This is a genomic window from Paraburkholderia sp. RL18-085-BIA-A, from assembly GCF_046027075.1.
Taxonomy (GTDB): Bacteria; Pseudomonadota; Gammaproteobacteria; order Burkholderiales; family Burkholderiaceae; genus Paraburkholderia.
In genome coordinates this window covers 1-16,471 of the sequence record NZ_JARESU010000041.1, presented here as the reverse complement: position 1 = coordinate 16,471, position 16,471 = coordinate 1, and the positions used below count along the sequence as shown (strand labels likewise).

The following is a 16,471-nucleotide window of genomic DNA, read 5'->3' as shown; positions in this document are numbered from 1 at the left end:
ACTGACAGCAGGGTGTTCTGATGGAAGCAGCCGCGTTTCATGCACTGATGATCATCCTCGATCCGCTGCGCCTCGCGATCATGCTCGGTGGTGTTGTCCTCGGACTCGCGCTGGGTGTGGTGCCGGGGCTTGGCGGGATTGTCGGGCTGGCTTTGCTGATTCCGTTCACCTATCACCTCGACGGCTACACGGCATTCGCGCTGCTGCTCGGCATGGCCGCGGTGACGACCGTCTCCGACTTCATTCCCGCCGTGCTGTTCGGCGTGCCGGGGACGGTGGGGGCCGCCGCGACCGTGCTCGACGGACATCCGCTCGCCAGACGCGGCGAGGCGCGGCGCGCATTCGGCGCGGGCTATGCATCGTCGCTGGCGGGCGGCATCTTCGGCGCGCTGCTGCTGGCCGTGACGATCCCCGTTCTGCGCGTCGTCGTGCTCTATATCGGGTCGGCAGAACTGCTCGCGTTGTGCATCTTCGGTTTATCGATGGTCGCGGTGTTGAGCGGCAAGGCGCCGATCAAGGGACTGGCGGTTGCGTCGTTCGGACTGATGCTGTCGCTGATCGGCTCCGACCCGCAGACCGGCACGCTGCGCTGGACGTTCGGTTCGCTTTATCTGTGGGATCACTTGCCGCTGGTGCCGGTCACGCTCGGCGTTTTCGCGCTGCCCGAGCTTGCCGAGATGGCGATCGAACGCAGCAGTATCTCGCGCGCCGACGGCGCGGTGCACGGCAAGGCGAGCAGTCAGTGGGACGGCGTGCGCGACGCCGGACGCAACTGGTGGCTGGTGCTACGTTGCAGCGGTCTCGGCGCGCTGCTGGGCGCAGTGCCGGGCCTCGGCTCGGCGGTCATCGACTGGATGGCCTACGGTCATGCGATCCGCACCGAGAAGCACACCGAGAACTTCGGCAAGGGCGACATTCGCGGCGTGATCGCCTCGGAGAGTTCGAACAACGCCAAGGAAGGCGGCCATCTGATCCCGACCATTGCATTCGGCATGCCGGCCGGCGCGTCGATGGCGCTGCTGCTGAGCGCGTTCATCATGCATGGATTCACGCCGGGTCCGGAGATGCTGACCAAACATCTGGATGTAACCTACGCGATCATCTGGACGCTGACGATCTCGCACATCATGGGCGCGGTGCTCTGCCTGTTCGGCAGCGGGCTGTTCTCGCGTCTCGCGACAGTTCGAGTCGGCGTGCTGATTCCGCTCGTGCTCGGCATCATCTTTCTAGGCGCCTTCAACGCCAGCCAGAGCTGGGGCGACCTGTGCTCGATGGCGTTGTTCGGCTTCGTCGGCTGGGTGATGAAGCGCCTGAACTGGCCGCGTCCGCCGCTAATTCTTGGGCTCGTGCTCGGCAGCATCTTCGAGCGCTACTACTTTATTTCGAGCGAGATCTACGGCATCAGGCTGTTCACGCGGCCGATCGTGATCGCCGTGCTGTGCGCGGCGCTGTGGGTCGTGCTCGGGCCGACGCTCAAGGGACTGCGGCGTGCGGTGAAGCAGCGGCAATTTGTGTCGGGAATGCGCTTCAGGATCAGGCGGCTCGACCATCATTCGCTCTTCACGATCGCGCTGATCGTCGCGGTGGTCGCGGCGATCTGGAGCGCATCCGACTGGGCCTTCGGCGCGAAGCTGATGCCGATGACCGCAGCGTGTGCCGCATTGTTCTTCTCCTGTCTCGTGCTGCTCGGCCAGGTCGGCGAGCGCGACGTGCCGGCGGGCGAGTTCATGCCGGCCGTCGTGCCCGTGACGGTACCCGCCACGCAAGCTCACACACCGCCGCCGCGCCAGTCGCCGGCCGCGCCGCGGGCCGAATCCGCGTTGCATCGGCTGGGCACGGCCATGCCAGCCGCATCGGCCCATTCACTCACACTCGAGCCGGCACTCGACGACGAAGCGTTCGCGGGCCCGGCACCGCCGATCTCTACGGTGCGCGCGCGTGGCTTGCGGTTTTTCGCCGCCATCGGCGGCGCGTTGGGTCTCGCGTATCTGATCGGCCTGCTGCCCGCTCTGCTGTTGATGATGCTGCTGCTCGCGCGCTTCGAGTTCGGCGAGCGCTGGCGTCATGCGCTGTTGCTGTCGGTCGCGATGGCGATCGCGCTATGGCTCGTGTTCGACCTGATCTTCGCGACGCCGTGGCCGCCGTCATTGCTGGGCGATTTCGTGCCGCAACTGCGAGCGCTGGGAGGCCTGGTATGAACGGGCCGGCGCTTCCGGTCGTCACGCCGGGTCACACCACAATGCCGGCGCTGCGATTCGCGGCAATGCCGGGCGATATAGACGGAGACAAATCATGAAAAATCTTCTGCCGCAGTCTTTCCGATCGCCGCCGCAACGCGACGCACTTTCGCGCCGGCCGCGCGCCATCTGGCGACGCGCGGCTGCGGCCGCTTTCGCATGCTTGTCCGCCGTCTGCTACCTGCCGGCGAGCGGCTACGCTGCGGAGACCGTGCAGAGCTTTTATAGCGGCCGCTCGGTCAACATGACGATCGGCTATTCGGTCGGCGGCGGCTATGACATGTACGCGCGGCTGCTCGCCAAGTACATCGGCAACTATCTGCCCGGAAAGCCGACGATTACGCCGCAGAGCATGCCCGGCGCCGGCAGCCTGAAGGCGATCAACTATCTGTACAGCGTGGCGCCCAAGGATGGTTCCACGTTCGGCACGTTCGGCCGCACGATGCCGGAGGAGCCGTTGCTCGGCGATGCGAATTTCGATGCGCGCAAGCTGACGTGGCTCGGCAGTATCAATAGCGACGTGAGCCTGTGTCTGACGTGGAAGACCTCGAAGATCAAGACGTTTCAGGATCTCGTCAACATGCCGTCGCGGATGGGCGGGCAGGGCGCGGGCTCCGATCCCGACGTGATGGCCTCGACGATCAAAACGCTGTTCAACGCGAAGATCAAGCTCGTTACCGGCTATCCGGGCAGCAACGAGGTCGCGCTCGCGATGGAGCGCGGCGAGATCGACGGCGAATGCGGGACGTCGTGGAGCACGATCCAGGTGCGCCACCCCGACTGGATCAAGGACAAGAAGATCAACATCCTCGTGCAGGTGGCGCTCGACAAGCATCCGGATCTGCCTGACGTACCGTTGCTGATCGATCTCGCTCCGAACGACGAGACCCGCCAGGTGCTGAAGGTGATCGTCGCGAGTCAGGCATTTGCGCGGCCGTTCGCGGCGCCGCCGGGCCTGCCGCCTGAACGTGCTGCCGCATTGCGCAGCGCGTTCGCGCAAACCATGAAAGATCCGGCGTTCCTCGCCGAAGCGAAGAGTCTCGGTCTCGAAGTGCGGCCCGTGCCGCCCGAGCGCATCGACCAGTTGCTGGACGAACTGTACAAAACGCCGCCGCCGCTGTTGTCGAAAGCCAAGGCTGCTGTGGGCGGCCGGTTCTGACCATCCGGCGGCCTTCGGCGACGAGGCCGTCATCATCCTTGAAAGGCGCAAAACTACACCATGAACGCAGACGAAGCCAAACATAGACTGATCGACGCGGGCCGCATTCTCGAAGCGGAAGGACAGGGCGACCTGACGCGCGGCCACGTATCGATTCGCGTGCCGGGCGACCCGGAGCACTTCTTCATGAAGCCGCATAGCCACGGTTTCGACGAAATCACGCCGGAGAACATCGTGGTGTGCAATCTCGACGGCGAGAAAGTGGGCGGAGCGGGGCGTCGTCACAGCGAGGTGTTCATTCATTCGGAGATTTTCAGGTCGCGCCCGGACGTGATGAGCGTGATCCATTCGCACCCCACGCATGCGGTTGCTTTGTCCGCCACCGGTCAACCGCTCAGGATGATCAGTCAGCCGAGCTGCCATTTCGCCGACGGTGTGCCTTACTACACCGACACGATGAATCTTATCCGCACGCAGGAGATGGGCTCCGGTGTCGCGCGTGCGCTCGGTCAATGCAAGGCCGTCCTGATGCGCAATCACGGTGTGGCGGTGACGGGCCGCTCGATCGAGGAATCGGTTGTGCTCGCTTTGCTGCTCGAAAACGCCTGCCAGATCCAGTTGTTGACGCAAGCCGCCGGCGGCATGGGCGAGGGCTTTTCGGACGAAGACGTCAAGCGCCTGCATGAGACCGTGACGCGCCCCGAACAATTCGCCGTCAATTTCGAATTCCTGCGCCGCAAGGTGCACCGCGCGCCGGCGCACTGAACGGCGCTTCTGACTTCCGGCGCGGCACCGTTACCTGCTGTGCCGAACCGCACTATTTACTCGTTAGCAAATCAATCATGAACGGAAAACTCAATCTCTCCATTGCCACCGGCGACTACGACCGCACGCGACCGCTGATCTCTGGGCAAGTCCAGATGGACGGCGTCGATCCCGTGTTCATGACGTTGTCGCCGGAAGAAATGTTCTTTCGCGCGTTTCGCAACGAAGAGTTCGACATCAGTGAGTTGTCGTTCTCCAGCTATACCGTGAAGTACTCCGAAGGGACGTGTCCTTATATCGCCGTGCCGGTGTTTCTGTCGCGCGCGTTCCGGCATACGTCGATCTATGTGCGCACCGATCGCATCAAACGGCCGGAAGATCTGAAGGGCAAGCGTATCGGCTTGCCTGAATACCAGCTGACTGCGAACGTATGGGCGCGCGCGATTCTCGAAGACGATTTCGGCGTGAAACCGGAAGACGTGACCTGGGTGCGCGGCGGCATCGACGAACCAGGCCGGCCCGAGAAAATCAAACTGCAACTGCCGTCCGACGTCCGGCTCGAAGCGGCTCCCGAAGACGACACGATTTCGGCGATGCTCGATCGCGGTGACATCGACGCCTTCATGGCACCGCGCCCACCGTCGTGCGCGGGCAAGAATCCGAACGTCGGCTGGTTGTTTCGCGACCCGACCGAGGCGGCAAAAGATTACTACCGCCGCACGCAGGTGTTTCCGATCATGCACGTGGTCGGCATTCGCAAGACGCTCGCGCAGGAACACCCGTGGCTGCCTGCCGCCGTGCTGAAAGCGTTCGAGCAGTCGAAGCAGATTGCACTCGACAAGCTGTCCGATACGTCGGCTACGAAAGTCACGCTGCCGTTCGTCGAAGAGCAGCTGAAGGCTGCCCGCGAACTGCTCGGCAACGACCATTGGCCTTACGGTGTGGCTGCAAACCGCAGCACGCTCGAGACGTTCCTGCGTCATCACCATTCGCAGGGACTGTCGAAGCGACTATTGTCGGTCGACGAAATCTTCCATCCGGCAAGCTACGAAACAGCGAAGATCTGACGGTCGGGACACGCTGCTCGGACCTATCACATCTTTTGTTCCGAGCCGCGTCGTTGCTATCATTTCAGCGACGAGCCAATCAATAACCGCGAGCGGACGCGCTGATGACATTACCTGTTCTTGACCATGTCGATAGCCCGGCGGCTGCTCCATGCGTCAGCCGGCCGAACCTTAACGACCTGTTCAGTGCATTTTTCCTGATCGGGCTGACTGGTTTTGGTGGCGTGTTGCCGTGGGCGCGGCGCATGCTGGTTGAAAGGCACCGGTGGCTCACGGACCGCGAGTTCGCCGAGTTGCTGCCGCTCGCGCAACTGCTTCCTGGACCGAATGTGTCGAACATTGCAACGATACTCGGGCGGCAGAATTGCGGCGCGATAGGGGCGGTGGTGGCGGTCGGCGGACTGTATCTCGCACCGACGATCATCACCATCGGCCTCGGCTACGCTTACGCGCGCTGGGGACACGCGCCGGTGACCGCGCATCTTCTCGCGGGCTTGATGCCTGTTGCCACCGGACTCGTGATCTCTACCGTGCTCAAGCTGATCACGAGTTTGCCGCGCGACTTGCGAAATGCCGCGCTGGTGGCAGCGACGTTCATCGCAATCGGCGTGCTGAAGCTGCCGCTATTGCTGGTGCTTGCCGTTCTTGGTCCTCTCGGCACGTGGCTGATGTGGCGCGCGGCGGATCAGGGCCGGTCCGCTGCCCGCAAGGAGTAAGCGCCATGTGGTCGACGCTCGCAGATCTTCTGGTTCACAGTGCGCTATGGTCGCTGCTCGCAGTCGGCGGGATGAATGCGACGCTAGCTGATATCCAGCGCTATGCAGTCGATACCCGGCACTGGGTGACCGACGAACAGTTCGTGACGTTTTTTTCGATCACGCAGGCAGCGCCCGGGCCGAATGGCATGGCAGTCGCGTTGATCGGCTTTCAGGCGGCCGGGCTTGCCGGCGCGCTGGTGACGACGCTTGCCAAAATTGTTCCATCCGCGCTCGTTGCGTACCACGTCAGCCACTGGGTCGAGCGGCGCAACGATTCTGCGCTCATCACTGCGATCCGCCGGGGGCTGGCACCGGTCACGGTCGGACTGCTCGCTTGCGCCGCGTACGTGTTCGCCCGGGAAATCGACATCGAAGCTGGCCGAATCGTACTCACAATCGCCACGGCGGCAATCGCTTATCGAACCCGCTTCAATCCGATTTGGCTCGTGGTAGTGGGTGCGGCGCTAGGATTGGCTGAAGTGGTCAATTGAGCTTGAATCAGCAGACTCTATCTGGTTTTGTCGCGGTAAGGAGTGCGGAGGAACTGCGATCGCTATGCAAAGCACTGCTTATGTTGCCAGGTCGCAGAATTGATTGGCGCCGGATGGATGGGTTCAGCGGGCACATTTCACCTGTCCTTATATGAACGCCTCCCGTTTGCGACGGTTTTTTCGCGTGCTATGACTGCGACAGGATGGGTTGCAGCTTTATAGATGGCCTCGTCCCGTTTGCCAAATGATCCGATCTACAGCTTACAGGTGCTGGATTGCATATATACATTCGGCCTTTCTGTGGCACCCATGTGCGTGGCCCCAATGGATCTCGCCCGGTGACTCCTTCCTATATCCACGGCTTCGAGAGCCCTAGAGCTGCGCAGGTTTTGTCACCGACGGTCCGACCTGTTTGCCATTGAATCAAATCACTTGTGCAACCCATGAAGAGGTAAAGCGACATCGAGCTGAGTTCGGCCAGTTAGAGTCACTCGAATCGGATTCGTGAGCGTCAGCTCACAGGCCGACATGAGCCATAAATAGTCGTGGTCTCAGCCTTGCGGCGCTCGCACTTAAGAACGGGTCATCGTGCGGTCGCGTCAGAAGGAGGGGTAACGCCGATCAGCGTGTTGGGGGGCGACGGTATTGGCGAGTTCAAGTAGTGCCGAGTGATATTCCACGGGCAAGGCCACATCGTGCATCCACGACAGGGCCTCTTCAATGCCCCGTCGGAATGACCGGGTCACCCCCTCGATGCGCTGCAACGTCGTGAGGTGAGGCAGGACGGCCTCCAGAAACTTGCCCAACACCATCGCCTGCTCGCCAGGAACACCCACTTTGTTCGTGTTGGCCGCCATGAGTTCGACTACCTGGCCCAGCACATCGTCAGTATTGTTCAATTGTCAGACCCGCTCAGAATGTCTGCCAGTCCGAAGCGCCGGTATCGGCCGCGATGACGGTTTCCCTGTTTGCGGTAGTGACTGGCGCCCTCTCCGCCGACGTTGCACGAGGGGGCGTGCGAACTGTCGGTGCCGGCCGACGCGGTTCGCTCCGCGACGCAACTGTCTGTGACCCCGATGGCCCCCTATCGGCAATCGTGAAGACAGCCACGGCCTCAAGCAACCCCTGCGCCTGCTGGGCCATCGACTGCGCCGCTGCCGCGGCTTCTTCCACGAGGGCGGCGTTCTGCTGGGTCACCTGGTCCATCTGGGTGACGGCCTGATTGACCTGCTCGATGCCGGTGCGCTGCTCTTCCGAGGCCGAGGAGATCTCGCCCACAATGTCGGCAACACGCTTCACTGACTGGACGACCTCGCTGATCGTGCTGCCTGCTTCCTCAACGAGCTTTGATCCTTCGTCCACCCGATTCCCCGACTCGCCGATCAAGTCCTTGATTTCCTTGGCTGCGCTTGCACTGCGTTGGGCGAGCGTGCGGACCTCGCCGGCCACGACGGCAAACCCCCGCCCCTGTTCACCGGCGCGAGCCGCCTCGACCGCTGCGTTAAGCGCAAGAATATTCGTCTGGAATGCGATGCCCTCGATAACGGCGATGATCTCTGACATTTTGGCCGAGCTGCCGGAGATCCCGTGCATTGTCTCCACCACACGTCGGACCACGTCGCCGCCACGCTGTGCGATTTCCGACGCCGTGCTGGCCAGCGCGGTTGCCTGCCGTGCGTTGTCCGCGTTATGACGGACGGTGCTGGTCAGCTCTTCCATGCTAGAGGCGGTTTCCTCCAGCGACGCCGCCTGCTCTTCGGTGCGCTGGGACAGATCGGTGTTGCCTTGGGCAATTTCGCCGGCAGCGACCGAGATCGACTCGCTTGAGGTCTGAATACCCCGTACGATCGTCGTCAACTGGTCCTTCATGACGCCCAGCGAGAACAGCAGGCTGCTGCGATCGCCCGCCTTCAACTGGACCGCCGTGCGCAGGTTCCCGGCTGCGATGTCGCTGGCGAGTGTCGCAGCGTCGCGTGGCTCACCGCCAAGCTGCCTTGCGAGGCCGCGCGCGATGAGCAACGCCAACGACAGCGCAATTAACGATGCAGCGACGATCAGTCCGATCACAAGGGCAACAGCATGCGAATACGCCTGGCCTGCCGCCGTGCCTTCGCGGACCGATCCCGCCACATTTACGTCAACGATGGTGGTGATGTCCTTTTCAATTGCGGAGCGAAGCGTGGTCGCCCGACCTTTCAACAGCGACATGGCGTCCGCCCCCTTGCTCTCTTTCGCCAGGGCATGGATCTGTTGATCGATCTGCATGTATTGCGGCATCAGCGTCTGGATGTCCGCGAACGCCACCTTTTCCTCCGGCTCCGAGATGAGTTTCTCGTATTCGGCGACCGCGTGATCATAGGTCGCAATGCGGGCCTGGCTTTGCGACTCGGCGTCCTGGATTTCAGCGGGGGTCTGTGCAGTGGCAAGGCGGTATTCGGCAAGGCGGATGTCGCGCAGGCCGGCCTGCATCTGCAGGCTGCTGCGTACGGAAGGTAACCAGTTGTCGCGCAGTTGTGAGACGTGATCGTTTTCAGCACTGATCTCGAAAAGGCTGAACCCTCCCAGCCCGATCATAAGGACGGTCACGACAGAGAAACCGAGCATCAGTTGAGCCAACACCCTAAGATTTTTCAGAAACGGCACGGCAAATTTCCCTCGATATTAGAGATACCACGGACAACTTGGATATTGCGTTATGAATGCAAATTCCTAACGCGTATAACGACCCGTGCTTGCCGTTCTTTAGCGACATAGATTCACTTCCGTTGCCACCTATTTCCGTAGGCATGGCAACGGCAGCAATGTAAGGTTTGTTCTGAACTAAATGCTGCGCAGGTCCGACGAAGGCGGCCTGACATTTTCGGCTTCACCCCCGTTGACGCTGCCGTGCCAGCGTGGCGACTAACGCAAGAGCATCAGTCGGTATCGCCAACGTTCAAAAAGGGGCTCCCCCGCGAGGGTGGACGGCTGGGGGAATGCGCAAGAACGGCCGCTTTGCAACTGCGGTGGTGACATTCGCAGAAACTAACTGAGGGGCCGGAACGGGTCGTGTCCGGTCATCAGGGTCGGGGAGAGGGCGGCCAGTTGAATTGTGAATCGTTATGCAGCGTCATCATACAAACAAGCGTGCAGCGCGAAGTCGGCGTCCCCGTTCGCAGACACGTTCCTCCTCTTTACTTTTCAACACCGTCAGGGCAGGTGATCATTGCCGTTTTGCTCATGGAGCGGGTCGGGGCTCTTCTGGGTCGAGCGGAGGACGCCAGTGTCATCGAAATAGAAATTGAACAACTGATACCACACATGGTCTTCCAGATAGCGATAGCTCCATACTTCACGCTTCATCAAGGGAAAATAAGAGGTTTCCTCCGGGCGGCCGAAATTGACGAGCACGTCGTTCTTCGTCCACTTGTCGACCTCCGCCCGATAGAACTCGCTCGGCTGAAGTACTTGCCGGACGCTGATCACCTTGCCCATCGCATCGATGTCCGCAGCCGTGGTGACTTCACCCATCGGCTGCGTCGGCCACATCAGACGCTTCCCGCCGCCAGGCAGGTCGTAGACCTCGCGCGGCTGGCCGAGTCTGGCGATAACATCGCTTTCCGGTTCGCCGGCCTCGAAGCCCTGCCACGGCTGCGCACAGGCGCCCAACACCAGGACCGCCGCACAGCTGAGCGCGGCGGAGGTTTTGCTACGCGCACGCTGCAGCGTGAAGCTGTTCCTAATCGCTCGACGCGATGTCATGTCAGACTCCGTACTTTCCATGTCTGATGCCTGTTAACCATATAACTTCCAGGCGCGCCATTGTTGACAATTGACCTCGCCCGTTTTCTGCCGCATCCAGGTCCGGCAAACGTGTGCCTTTGCCACAAGCCTCCGACTGATCGAGCCAATTAGATAGCAACTGTCGGTTGAAACGCGCGTGCAAGGGGCCTCACAGACTGCAGTTCTTGAGGTTTATCCAACGCCTGCCCGCACGCGCCGTCGCGCGCCCCCAAGTCCGCGGACATGGGCAGGCGTCGAACAAACCAAGAGAACCTGCCGCCCGAGACGGCTCCTCTAATGGCCCTTCCAGTTCGATGCTGTTGAAAAAGTCGCTGACCGACTTTCTCGCGAGGTTTTCAGGGGTCTTCTTATCCTTAACCGATGTTCGTGAGCGGTTTGTAGGCCGATCGGAGAGGTCGATTTTTTCGCCAGCGGATTGGAAACGCCGCGCAGCGACTTTTTCAACAGCATCGTTCGGAAGCTGCCGTAGCGCTCGCGCCACGTCGAAGGGCAGTTGAGGGGCCACAAACTGTCCTTAGCAGTTGCATGGCGAACGTCTCCTGATGAGCGACGAGTCGCCATTTGGCAAAGCGACTGCGGCCTTCGATTCATCGGGCGAGCCACCCTTGTTTTCCCGCGCGGTGCATGGCGGCTCGGATTTCAATGGACATTCTGACCGACGGTGCCTTCCGGTCGAACATTCCGTCCCTGCACTTCAGGCTCGAGCACGACTGCGGGTTGACACAGGAATCGCGGCCGGCCCTTGGATAGCCTCCTTATCCGGCCATTGACGCCCGATTGCCATCGCGACAGTAAATAATTGTTCATAATTATTGAAACTATTTTTTAATAGTACGGGTTTACGCTTACCTCCATCGACGTCGCAGCACTTCAGCTCGGCGCTCAACGCCCCGTTTTCGGGGCCTACATCAACTGGAGGTTTCACCATGAGCAAGCTCTTCTTTTCTGCCGCCCCTGTCGCATTGACACTCGCAGCATCGCTGTTCTGTTCGGCAGCACATGCTGCTCAACAGGACCCCAATGCATCGCAGCCGCAAGTGTCGGAAACGCAGAACCTGTCCTCCGACCCGGCGATTCAGCAAGCGCACGGGCTGACACGCGAGCAGGTCTATGGCCAACTGGTTCAGGCAGAAAAGGACGGTTCGCTCGCACGCCTCAATGCCACGGTGTACAAGGGAAACTGAGGCGGGAAGAGAGGCGTCGATGGAAATCGCCGAAGTAGCCTATATGGGCTTGGTGCTTACCCCGCTTGCTGCATACGACGAGGGCATGTACGCAGCCATGCTGATAGTGCGAAAACCTGACGGCACCGAGCGCGCAACGGAAGTGCTGGGGCGCTTCCCTTGCGCCGCGGAGGCGCGCAGAGTCGCTATTGCTTTTGGAGTGTCCCAGATAGATGCCAGGCGACTGCCCGGGTCCGAATGGCGCCGCCAGGATGCGGGCAATCGAGCGCCGCGATGAAAAACTCTACGCCTGCGAATGGTTCGAGGTCTCCGTGGACCTCGAACCAGTGTGGAAAGCCTCTGGGGGCGTCACATCGACGGCTCCGCAGGGCTTTGTAGCTGTCGTGCAGATCCGGGCGGCGGGAGCATCCCGCCTCATGGCCGATACGCCTCACGGCCGATAGCCGGCATCTCGCTGACAACTGTCAATGCGGCTCTCGGCAACTGTGATGTCGATCTGATTCCAACGTTCAGTCCACGGGACGCGCGTCGAACTGGTGCTAACGGCCACGAAGGGACGGTCGCCTCGTCGCACCCAGTGGCCGAAGTGTGCGAGGAAACGGCCCGTCGAAATCCGACCTGAGATACAGGGGATTTCCCTTGAAGTCCTATTGCGATCCACCATGCGGCGCCGGCAGCATGGTCGGAGCAACAGAAGGCTTGTCATCAGGTGTCGCGAGCGACGATGCTACGTTGCTCTCGCAGTCGCCTTCGCAAGATTTCGCGTCGGGCATCCCCTATCGGTCGGACACATATAACGTGATCCTGTGCTGTCGATCAGCATTCGATCGATTACGTCGGGGCAGCAGCGAGGGCTGAGGTCGCAGCCAGCAGTCCCGCCAGCGTTGAGAGCGCTTTCGTGTCCAACCTCCTATGTCCGTCATCGTTTCGCAGCGACAGCAAAACCTACCGGGGCGCCATGACGCGCAGCACCGGACGTCCGTCGACGTTCTTCAGCGGGAAATAGGTGCGATGCGTTGATGGATCGACACCAACCACATGCGCGTTGGGCCCGATGCGACTTTCGCCGATTTTCGTCACGGTTGAGGATCCCACGGCAAACATCGACACGATGCCTGCTTCGCCAGCGATATAAAGCGTGCCCGCACCGGGATCGAATGCGAGCACATCGGGGTCACCGCCAACGTCGAATGACTGGACGACCTGCCTGGTGAGCAGGTTCAGCGTCAGCAGTCTGTCGTTGCCTTCGCACGCGACAAACGCGAGGTGTAGTTGCGGAACGATATAGAGGCCGTGGTTGCCTTGTGCGCCCGGCAGATCGATCCGGGCGACGATTGCGTCGGTTGATGGATCGATTTCGACGAGTTGTCGTCGTGACTGGACATTGACGAAGATATGACGGGACACTGGGTCGTACTGGGTGTTGCCGACTTCGCCGCCCAACGGGATCGAGTTGGTGCGGCGATTGGACCGGGTATCGATCACAGTTTCAGTCCCACCTGTCTCGTCCGATACATAGAGTTTACGGGTGTCCGGTGCATATGCCATTCCGTCGGGATAAACGCCACCCTGCATACGTGCGGTGATTTTCAGGGTGGCCTCGTCGATGGCAACAACTTCGTTCGTGCCGGTCGCCGACGCGTACACGCGGGACTGTGCCGGTACCACCAGGACGCCATGAACGGCGGCGATATTTCCAATGCGGGCGACAACACGTGAGTTTTGCGTGTCGAAGACGATTACTTCGCTGTCGCCGAGGTGTGCGATGAACAGCAGATGCCGGTCAGGGTCGTAGCTTTCGTAATCGAGCCGGGTGGTGCGACCCGGCAACGGGATGTCGGCGACGTGCGTCAACGGTAGTTCGACCGTGAGTGGAGCGCCAGCAGCGGTCGCGCTGTGATGGACGACCAGTGCCGCAATTTCGACCATCAAAAGAATGACGAGCAACATCGCAGCCCAGCGACGGTTCGTGTCGATACGCTCTTTCATGATGAATCTCCGTCGGGCCTGATGTGACGAAATGCGGCGAGCAGCGAAAGATCGTAGGCAATCTTCAGCGCACCGCACGCGACTAGCGGAGCACTGAGCCACCCAAGGCCCAGCAATACTCCTGAAAGGGTGGGTGCGAGCGCTGCTGCCAGGCTTCGCGGAACCGCGGTAAAGCTCGCCGCCGCGGGACGCTCCCCGGGCGTGACGACGGACATCACGTAGGCGCTGCGCGTGGGCACGTCCATCTGGGAAAGAGCACTGCGTGCGAGGAGCAGCGCGAGGCTCAGCATAAGGGAAGGCGAAAACGCTGCGGCAATCAGGCATACGCTCGAGGGGATATGCGTGAACACCATCGTGTTGAGGAGGCCGATCCGGCGCGACAACGGAGCCGCAGCCAGTTGAGAGCCGGCGCTGAGCAGCCCCGCCCAGAAAAAGAACTGGCCGGCTGCACCAAGCGAAAGTCCGAACCGCTGGATCAACCACAGGGTTAGCAGCGAGTTGACGAGAAGCCCACCCGCGAAGGCGTCAACGCTAAAGAGCAGCGCAAGGCGGATGATGATTCCGCGTGAGGGTCCAAGCGGTACACGCGGCGTGTCGGTGCTGAGCTCGCGTGCCGGCAGACGCCGGTAAAGAAGCAAGATAACGAATCCTACCGTCGCGTAGACGATGAACATCAGGCGTATCGCGGTGGTTGGCGAAGCACCCGAGTGGGCGCTGATCGAGTCGGGCAGGCCGGCCGCGAGGGCGCCGACTGCGGCAGACAACCCGCCGACAAGGCTATATCGTGCAAACAGGGCGGTTCGTGCGTCACCCGTTGCGGATTCGGCGAGCCTTGCATGCTCGAGCGGAAGAAACAGGCTGACATCGCCGGAACTCGGGTTCAGCGTGCCGATGAACGCGACGACGAGTAGCGGCCACAGCGAAGACAGGCCTGCGAAAGCAAGGCCTGTGGCCGTCATCAGCGCCCCCGCGAAGAGCAACAGGCCCCGTTGTGCAATGCAATTGCCTGCGAGACCCACCAGGACCGTCGCGATGGCCGACCCGAACAACGTGGTCGTGCTGATGAGCCCGACAGCCAGTTGCCCAAAGCCGAGCGCCAGCAGATAGCCGGGTAACAGCACCGCGATAAAACCATCGCAGATGCCGCGCAGACCACGTGCAACAAGCAGGATCGAGGCGCCCTGGTCGACGCCTTCGGGGAGGAGCAATGTAGACAACCGTGCCCTGACTGCTCGCCAGGCCGTGCATCTCGGTATGGGCATCGTACTTGCACCATGTAAAGAGTGCGTTACAGAGGAGCATGCCATAACGCAATGGTTCGTGACCGTTCGCAAAGGAACGTGACAACCCAATGGACATCGCGAAGGCCAGTTGTTTCCAGCACCAAGTTCTTGGATATCGAACGCATTACTTTCAAAGGTCGTGGTCGATGCAGCGACACACGTACTTGCAAAGACATCTTCGATCCCCTATGGCTCAGCTGCGGCCGCGGGTTGCTTTTTGTCTCCTGTGAGAACTCTGGCACTAGCATTTATCGGCGAACTCGCACTCCCGACCCAAGAGAGCCGCTCGAACACGAATTGCGACCGTCCGCCTTGCGTCGGCCATGAGACGATTGCAGATGCAGTTCACCACGCCGGACCTCCTGATCTCGCGCAGGCTCGGTGATCGAAGCCCGCACCGCTACAGGGTGACCGGCTCGCCGACGGTCTGGCCAGCGCGTTCCCGTTCATACCAATACTTGTTGGCCTCGTAACGCCCGGCAAATGGCCGGTCGATGTGTTCGATTGCAGTCAGCCATATGACCGATGCCACGGCACACCAGCCCGGGACGACGATGCGCACGGGGTAGCCGAGCTGAATGGGCAGCGGCTCGGCGTTCATCGCGTACGCCAGCAGGACATCAGGACCGCGAGCATGGTCACGCTGGAGACTGCGCTCTAAGCGCAATGCCCTACGATTTCTTCTCATGGATGTGATTTCGAAGCGGACGTTGTGATCCTCCGACGGTCATGCACAGTGGACGAACGACGCAATCTCATTGGTTCAATGGACTAACAATGGTCTTCATCCCTTACTGTCGAGCGTGAAATCGACCCATAGCTGCTCGGGCAGGTTCTTGCCCTCGAGCCCATGCGGCGGAGGCGGGCACACGGCGTCGCGCACGGCCGCGAGCGCGGCATGGTCGAGCAGGCCCATGCCGCCGGACGTCACGACGTGTATGTCGGACACTACGCCGTCGCGATAGACGAACCCGACGAGAGTCCGTCCGGTTATCCCTTCCATGCGGGCCGATTCTGGATAGCGCAGCGCCGCTTCGATCGCGGCGCGCAGCGCGGCCTCAAAACTCGCGTCGGGGAGGGCCGGAGCGGGGACGGGCGCTGACGCGGGACGCGGTGCGGGAGCCGGGGCGGGGGCGGGTTCGGCCGCCGCGGCGCTCTGTGCGGGCGCGGTATTCGGCGCCGGAATCGACGTGGGCGGTGGCGTGACCGGCTGCGGCTTCGGCGGCGCCGCGTGCGCGACGCGCGCCTGATGCACCGCTGGAGCGCGACGCAGCTGCACGGCCGGTTTCGGCACCGGCTTCGACACTTCGCGCGCGGGGACGGGTGCGGGCTTCGGCGCCTGGGCGGCCGGCGGCGCCAGCGTGATCGTCATCGGCTCGGGCCGCCTCGGCGCAGAGATGCGCGGATGAATCAGCCACGCGCCGACGCCCGCGAGCAGGAGCGCCTCGACGGCCAGCGCGAGCGTGGCTGACATATAGAGCGGCTTGCGCGTGCCGGGATGCGGCGCATGCTGCGCGACGGTCGGCATCGACGACATGTCAGTCCACCTTTTCCGGTTGCGCGGCCAGCGACACCTGCGTAACGCCGGCCGCGCGGCACGCATCCATCACGTTCATGAGCTTCTGCAACTGCGCGTCCTTCGCGCCCGCGATGGTCACCACCGTATGCGCCGGATCGGGGCGCTTCGCGAGCAGCGCGGTCAGATCTGCCGTGCTGAGCGTGCGGCCGTCGACCGACACGCTGCCGTGGGGCGCG

15 protein-coding genes are annotated in these 16,471 nt (G+C 61.8%); 7 read left to right on the top strand and 8 right to left on the bottom strand.

The window, feature by feature from the left end; genetic code table 11:
- The first annotated feature begins 20 nt into the window (after positions 1-20).
- The 6 genes from P0D89_RS25280 (at position 21) to P0D89_RS25255 (ending at position 6,477) form a co-directional block, all read left to right on the top strand.
- Positions 21-2,198, top strand: coding sequence for a tripartite tricarboxylate transporter permease (locus P0D89_RS25280; protein WP_408362009.1), 2,178 nt, complete (start codon positions 21-23; stop codon positions 2,196-2,198).
- 94 nt (positions 2,199-2,292) lie between these two features.
- A complete protein-coding gene (locus P0D89_RS25275) occupies positions 2,293-3,396 on the top strand; it encodes a Bug family tripartite tricarboxylate transporter substrate binding protein (RefSeq protein ID WP_408362008.1) in 1,104 nt (367 codons plus the stop codon).
- Between the two features lie 60 nt (positions 3,397-3,456).
- Positions 3,457-4,161 (top strand): class II aldolase/adducin family protein, encoded by a 705-nt coding sequence (locus P0D89_RS25270; RefSeq protein ID WP_408362007.1) that lies wholly within the window; start codon positions 3,457-3,459, stop codon positions 4,159-4,161.
- A gap of 77 nt (positions 4,162-4,238) precedes the next feature.
- Complete coding sequence (locus P0D89_RS25265) at positions 4,239-5,228, top strand: ABC transporter substrate-binding protein (RefSeq protein WP_408362006.1); 990 nt, start codon at positions 4,239-4,241, stop codon at positions 5,226-5,228.
- Between the two features lie 104 nt (positions 5,229-5,332).
- Complete coding sequence (locus P0D89_RS25260; protein ID WP_408362005.1) at positions 5,333-5,944, top strand: chromate transporter; 612 nt, start codon at positions 5,333-5,335, stop codon at positions 5,942-5,944.
- A gap of 5 nt (positions 5,945-5,949) precedes the next feature.
- Entirely contained in the window at positions 5,950-6,477 is a 528-nt protein-coding gene (locus P0D89_RS25255; RefSeq protein WP_408362004.1) for a chromate transporter, read from the top strand.
- A gap of 599 nt (positions 6,478-7,076) precedes the next feature.
- Here P0D89_RS25255 and P0D89_RS25250 read toward each other — a convergent pair.
- From P0D89_RS25250 to P0D89_RS25240, 3 genes are all read right to left on the bottom strand, one after another.
- A complete protein-coding gene (locus P0D89_RS25250) occupies positions 7,077-7,376 on the bottom strand; it encodes a hypothetical protein (protein WP_408362003.1) in 300 nt (99 codons plus the stop codon).
- 13 nt (positions 7,377-7,389) lie between these two features.
- Entirely contained in the window at positions 7,390-9,120 is a 1,731-nt protein-coding gene (locus P0D89_RS25245; protein ID WP_408362002.1) for a methyl-accepting chemotaxis protein, read from the bottom strand.
- Between the two features lie 546 nt (positions 9,121-9,666).
- The gene (locus P0D89_RS25240; RefSeq protein ID WP_408362055.1) at positions 9,667-10,218 is read right to left on the bottom strand and encodes a hypothetical protein; all 552 of its coding nucleotides are present in this window, start codon (positions 10,216-10,218) and stop codon (positions 9,667-9,669) included.
- A gap of 968 nt (positions 10,219-11,186) precedes the next feature.
- Between P0D89_RS25240 and P0D89_RS25235 the strand changes: the two genes are divergently transcribed.
- Positions 11,187-11,444, top strand: a complete 258-nt coding sequence (locus P0D89_RS25235; RefSeq protein WP_408362001.1) for a hypothetical protein — start codon at positions 11,187-11,189, stop codon at positions 11,442-11,444.
- 945 nt (positions 11,445-12,389) lie between these two features.
- On the opposite strand, the gene P0D89_RS25230 is transcribed toward P0D89_RS25235, so the two are convergent.
- The 5 genes from P0D89_RS25230 to P0D89_RS25210 form a co-directional block, all read right to left on the bottom strand.
- Entirely contained in the window at positions 12,390-13,433 is a 1,044-nt protein-coding gene (locus tag P0D89_RS25230; protein WP_408361999.1) for a YncE family protein, read from the bottom strand.
- Positions 13,430-14,695, bottom strand: coding sequence for an MFS transporter (locus P0D89_RS25225; protein ID WP_408361998.1), 1,266 nt, complete (start codon positions 14,693-14,695; stop codon positions 13,430-13,432). Before P0D89_RS25225 ends, P0D89_RS25230 begins: the two co-directional genes overlap by 4 nt.
- Before the next feature lie 421 nt (positions 14,696-15,116).
- On the bottom strand, positions 15,117-15,404 hold the full coding sequence (locus P0D89_RS25220) for a molybdopterin-dependent oxidoreductase (RefSeq protein ID WP_408361997.1): 288 nt from the start codon (positions 15,402-15,404) through the stop codon (positions 15,117-15,119).
- A gap of 96 nt (positions 15,405-15,500) precedes the next feature.
- Positions 15,501-16,253, bottom strand: a complete 753-nt coding sequence (locus tag P0D89_RS25215; protein WP_408361996.1) for a TonB family protein — start codon at positions 16,251-16,253, stop codon at positions 15,501-15,503.
- A gap of 1 nt (position 16,254) precedes the next feature.
- Positions 16,255-16,471: ExbD/TolR family protein (locus P0D89_RS25210; protein ID WP_408377411.1), on the bottom strand; the 217-nt coding region annotated here is incomplete at its 5' end.

Bases quoted from the DNA above. Each gene is read 5' to 3' on its own strand.
- P0D89_RS25240 (WP_408362055.1), bottom strand. From the start codon at position 10,218: ATGACATCGCGTCGAGCGATTAGGAACAGCTTCACGCTGCAGCGTGCG.
- P0D89_RS25255 (WP_408362004.1), top strand. From the start codon at position 5,950: ATGTGGTCGACGCTCGCAGATCTTCTGGTTCACAGTGCGCTATGGTCG.
- P0D89_RS25230 (WP_408361999.1), bottom strand. From the start codon at position 13,433: ATGAAAGAGCGTATCGACACGAACCGTCGCTGGGCTGCGATGTTGCTC.
- P0D89_RS25215 (WP_408361996.1), bottom strand. From the start codon at position 16,253: ATGTCGTCGATGCCGACCGTCGCGCAGCATGCGCCGCATCCCGGCACG.
- P0D89_RS25270 (WP_408362007.1), top strand. From the start codon at position 3,457: ATGAACGCAGACGAAGCCAAACATAGACTGATCGACGCGGGCCGCATT.
- P0D89_RS25265 (WP_408362006.1), top strand. From the start codon at position 4,239: ATGAACGGAAAACTCAATCTCTCCATTGCCACCGGCGACTACGACCGC.
- P0D89_RS25220 (WP_408361997.1), bottom strand. From the start codon at position 15,404: ATGAGAAGAAATCGTAGGGCATTGCGCTTAGAGCGCAGTCTCCAGCGT.
- P0D89_RS25260 (WP_408362005.1), top strand. From the start codon at position 5,333: ATGACATTACCTGTTCTTGACCATGTCGATAGCCCGGCGGCTGCTCCA.
- P0D89_RS25235 (WP_408362001.1), top strand. From the start codon at position 11,187: ATGAGCAAGCTCTTCTTTTCTGCCGCCCCTGTCGCATTGACACTCGCA.
- P0D89_RS25225 (WP_408361998.1), bottom strand. From the start codon at position 14,695: ATGCCCATACCGAGATGCACGGCCTGGCGAGCAGTCAGGGCACGGTTG.
- P0D89_RS25275 (WP_408362008.1), top strand. From the start codon at position 2,293: ATGAAAAATCTTCTGCCGCAGTCTTTCCGATCGCCGCCGCAACGCGAC.
- P0D89_RS25280 (WP_408362009.1), top strand. From the start codon at position 21: ATGGAAGCAGCCGCGTTTCATGCACTGATGATCATCCTCGATCCGCTG.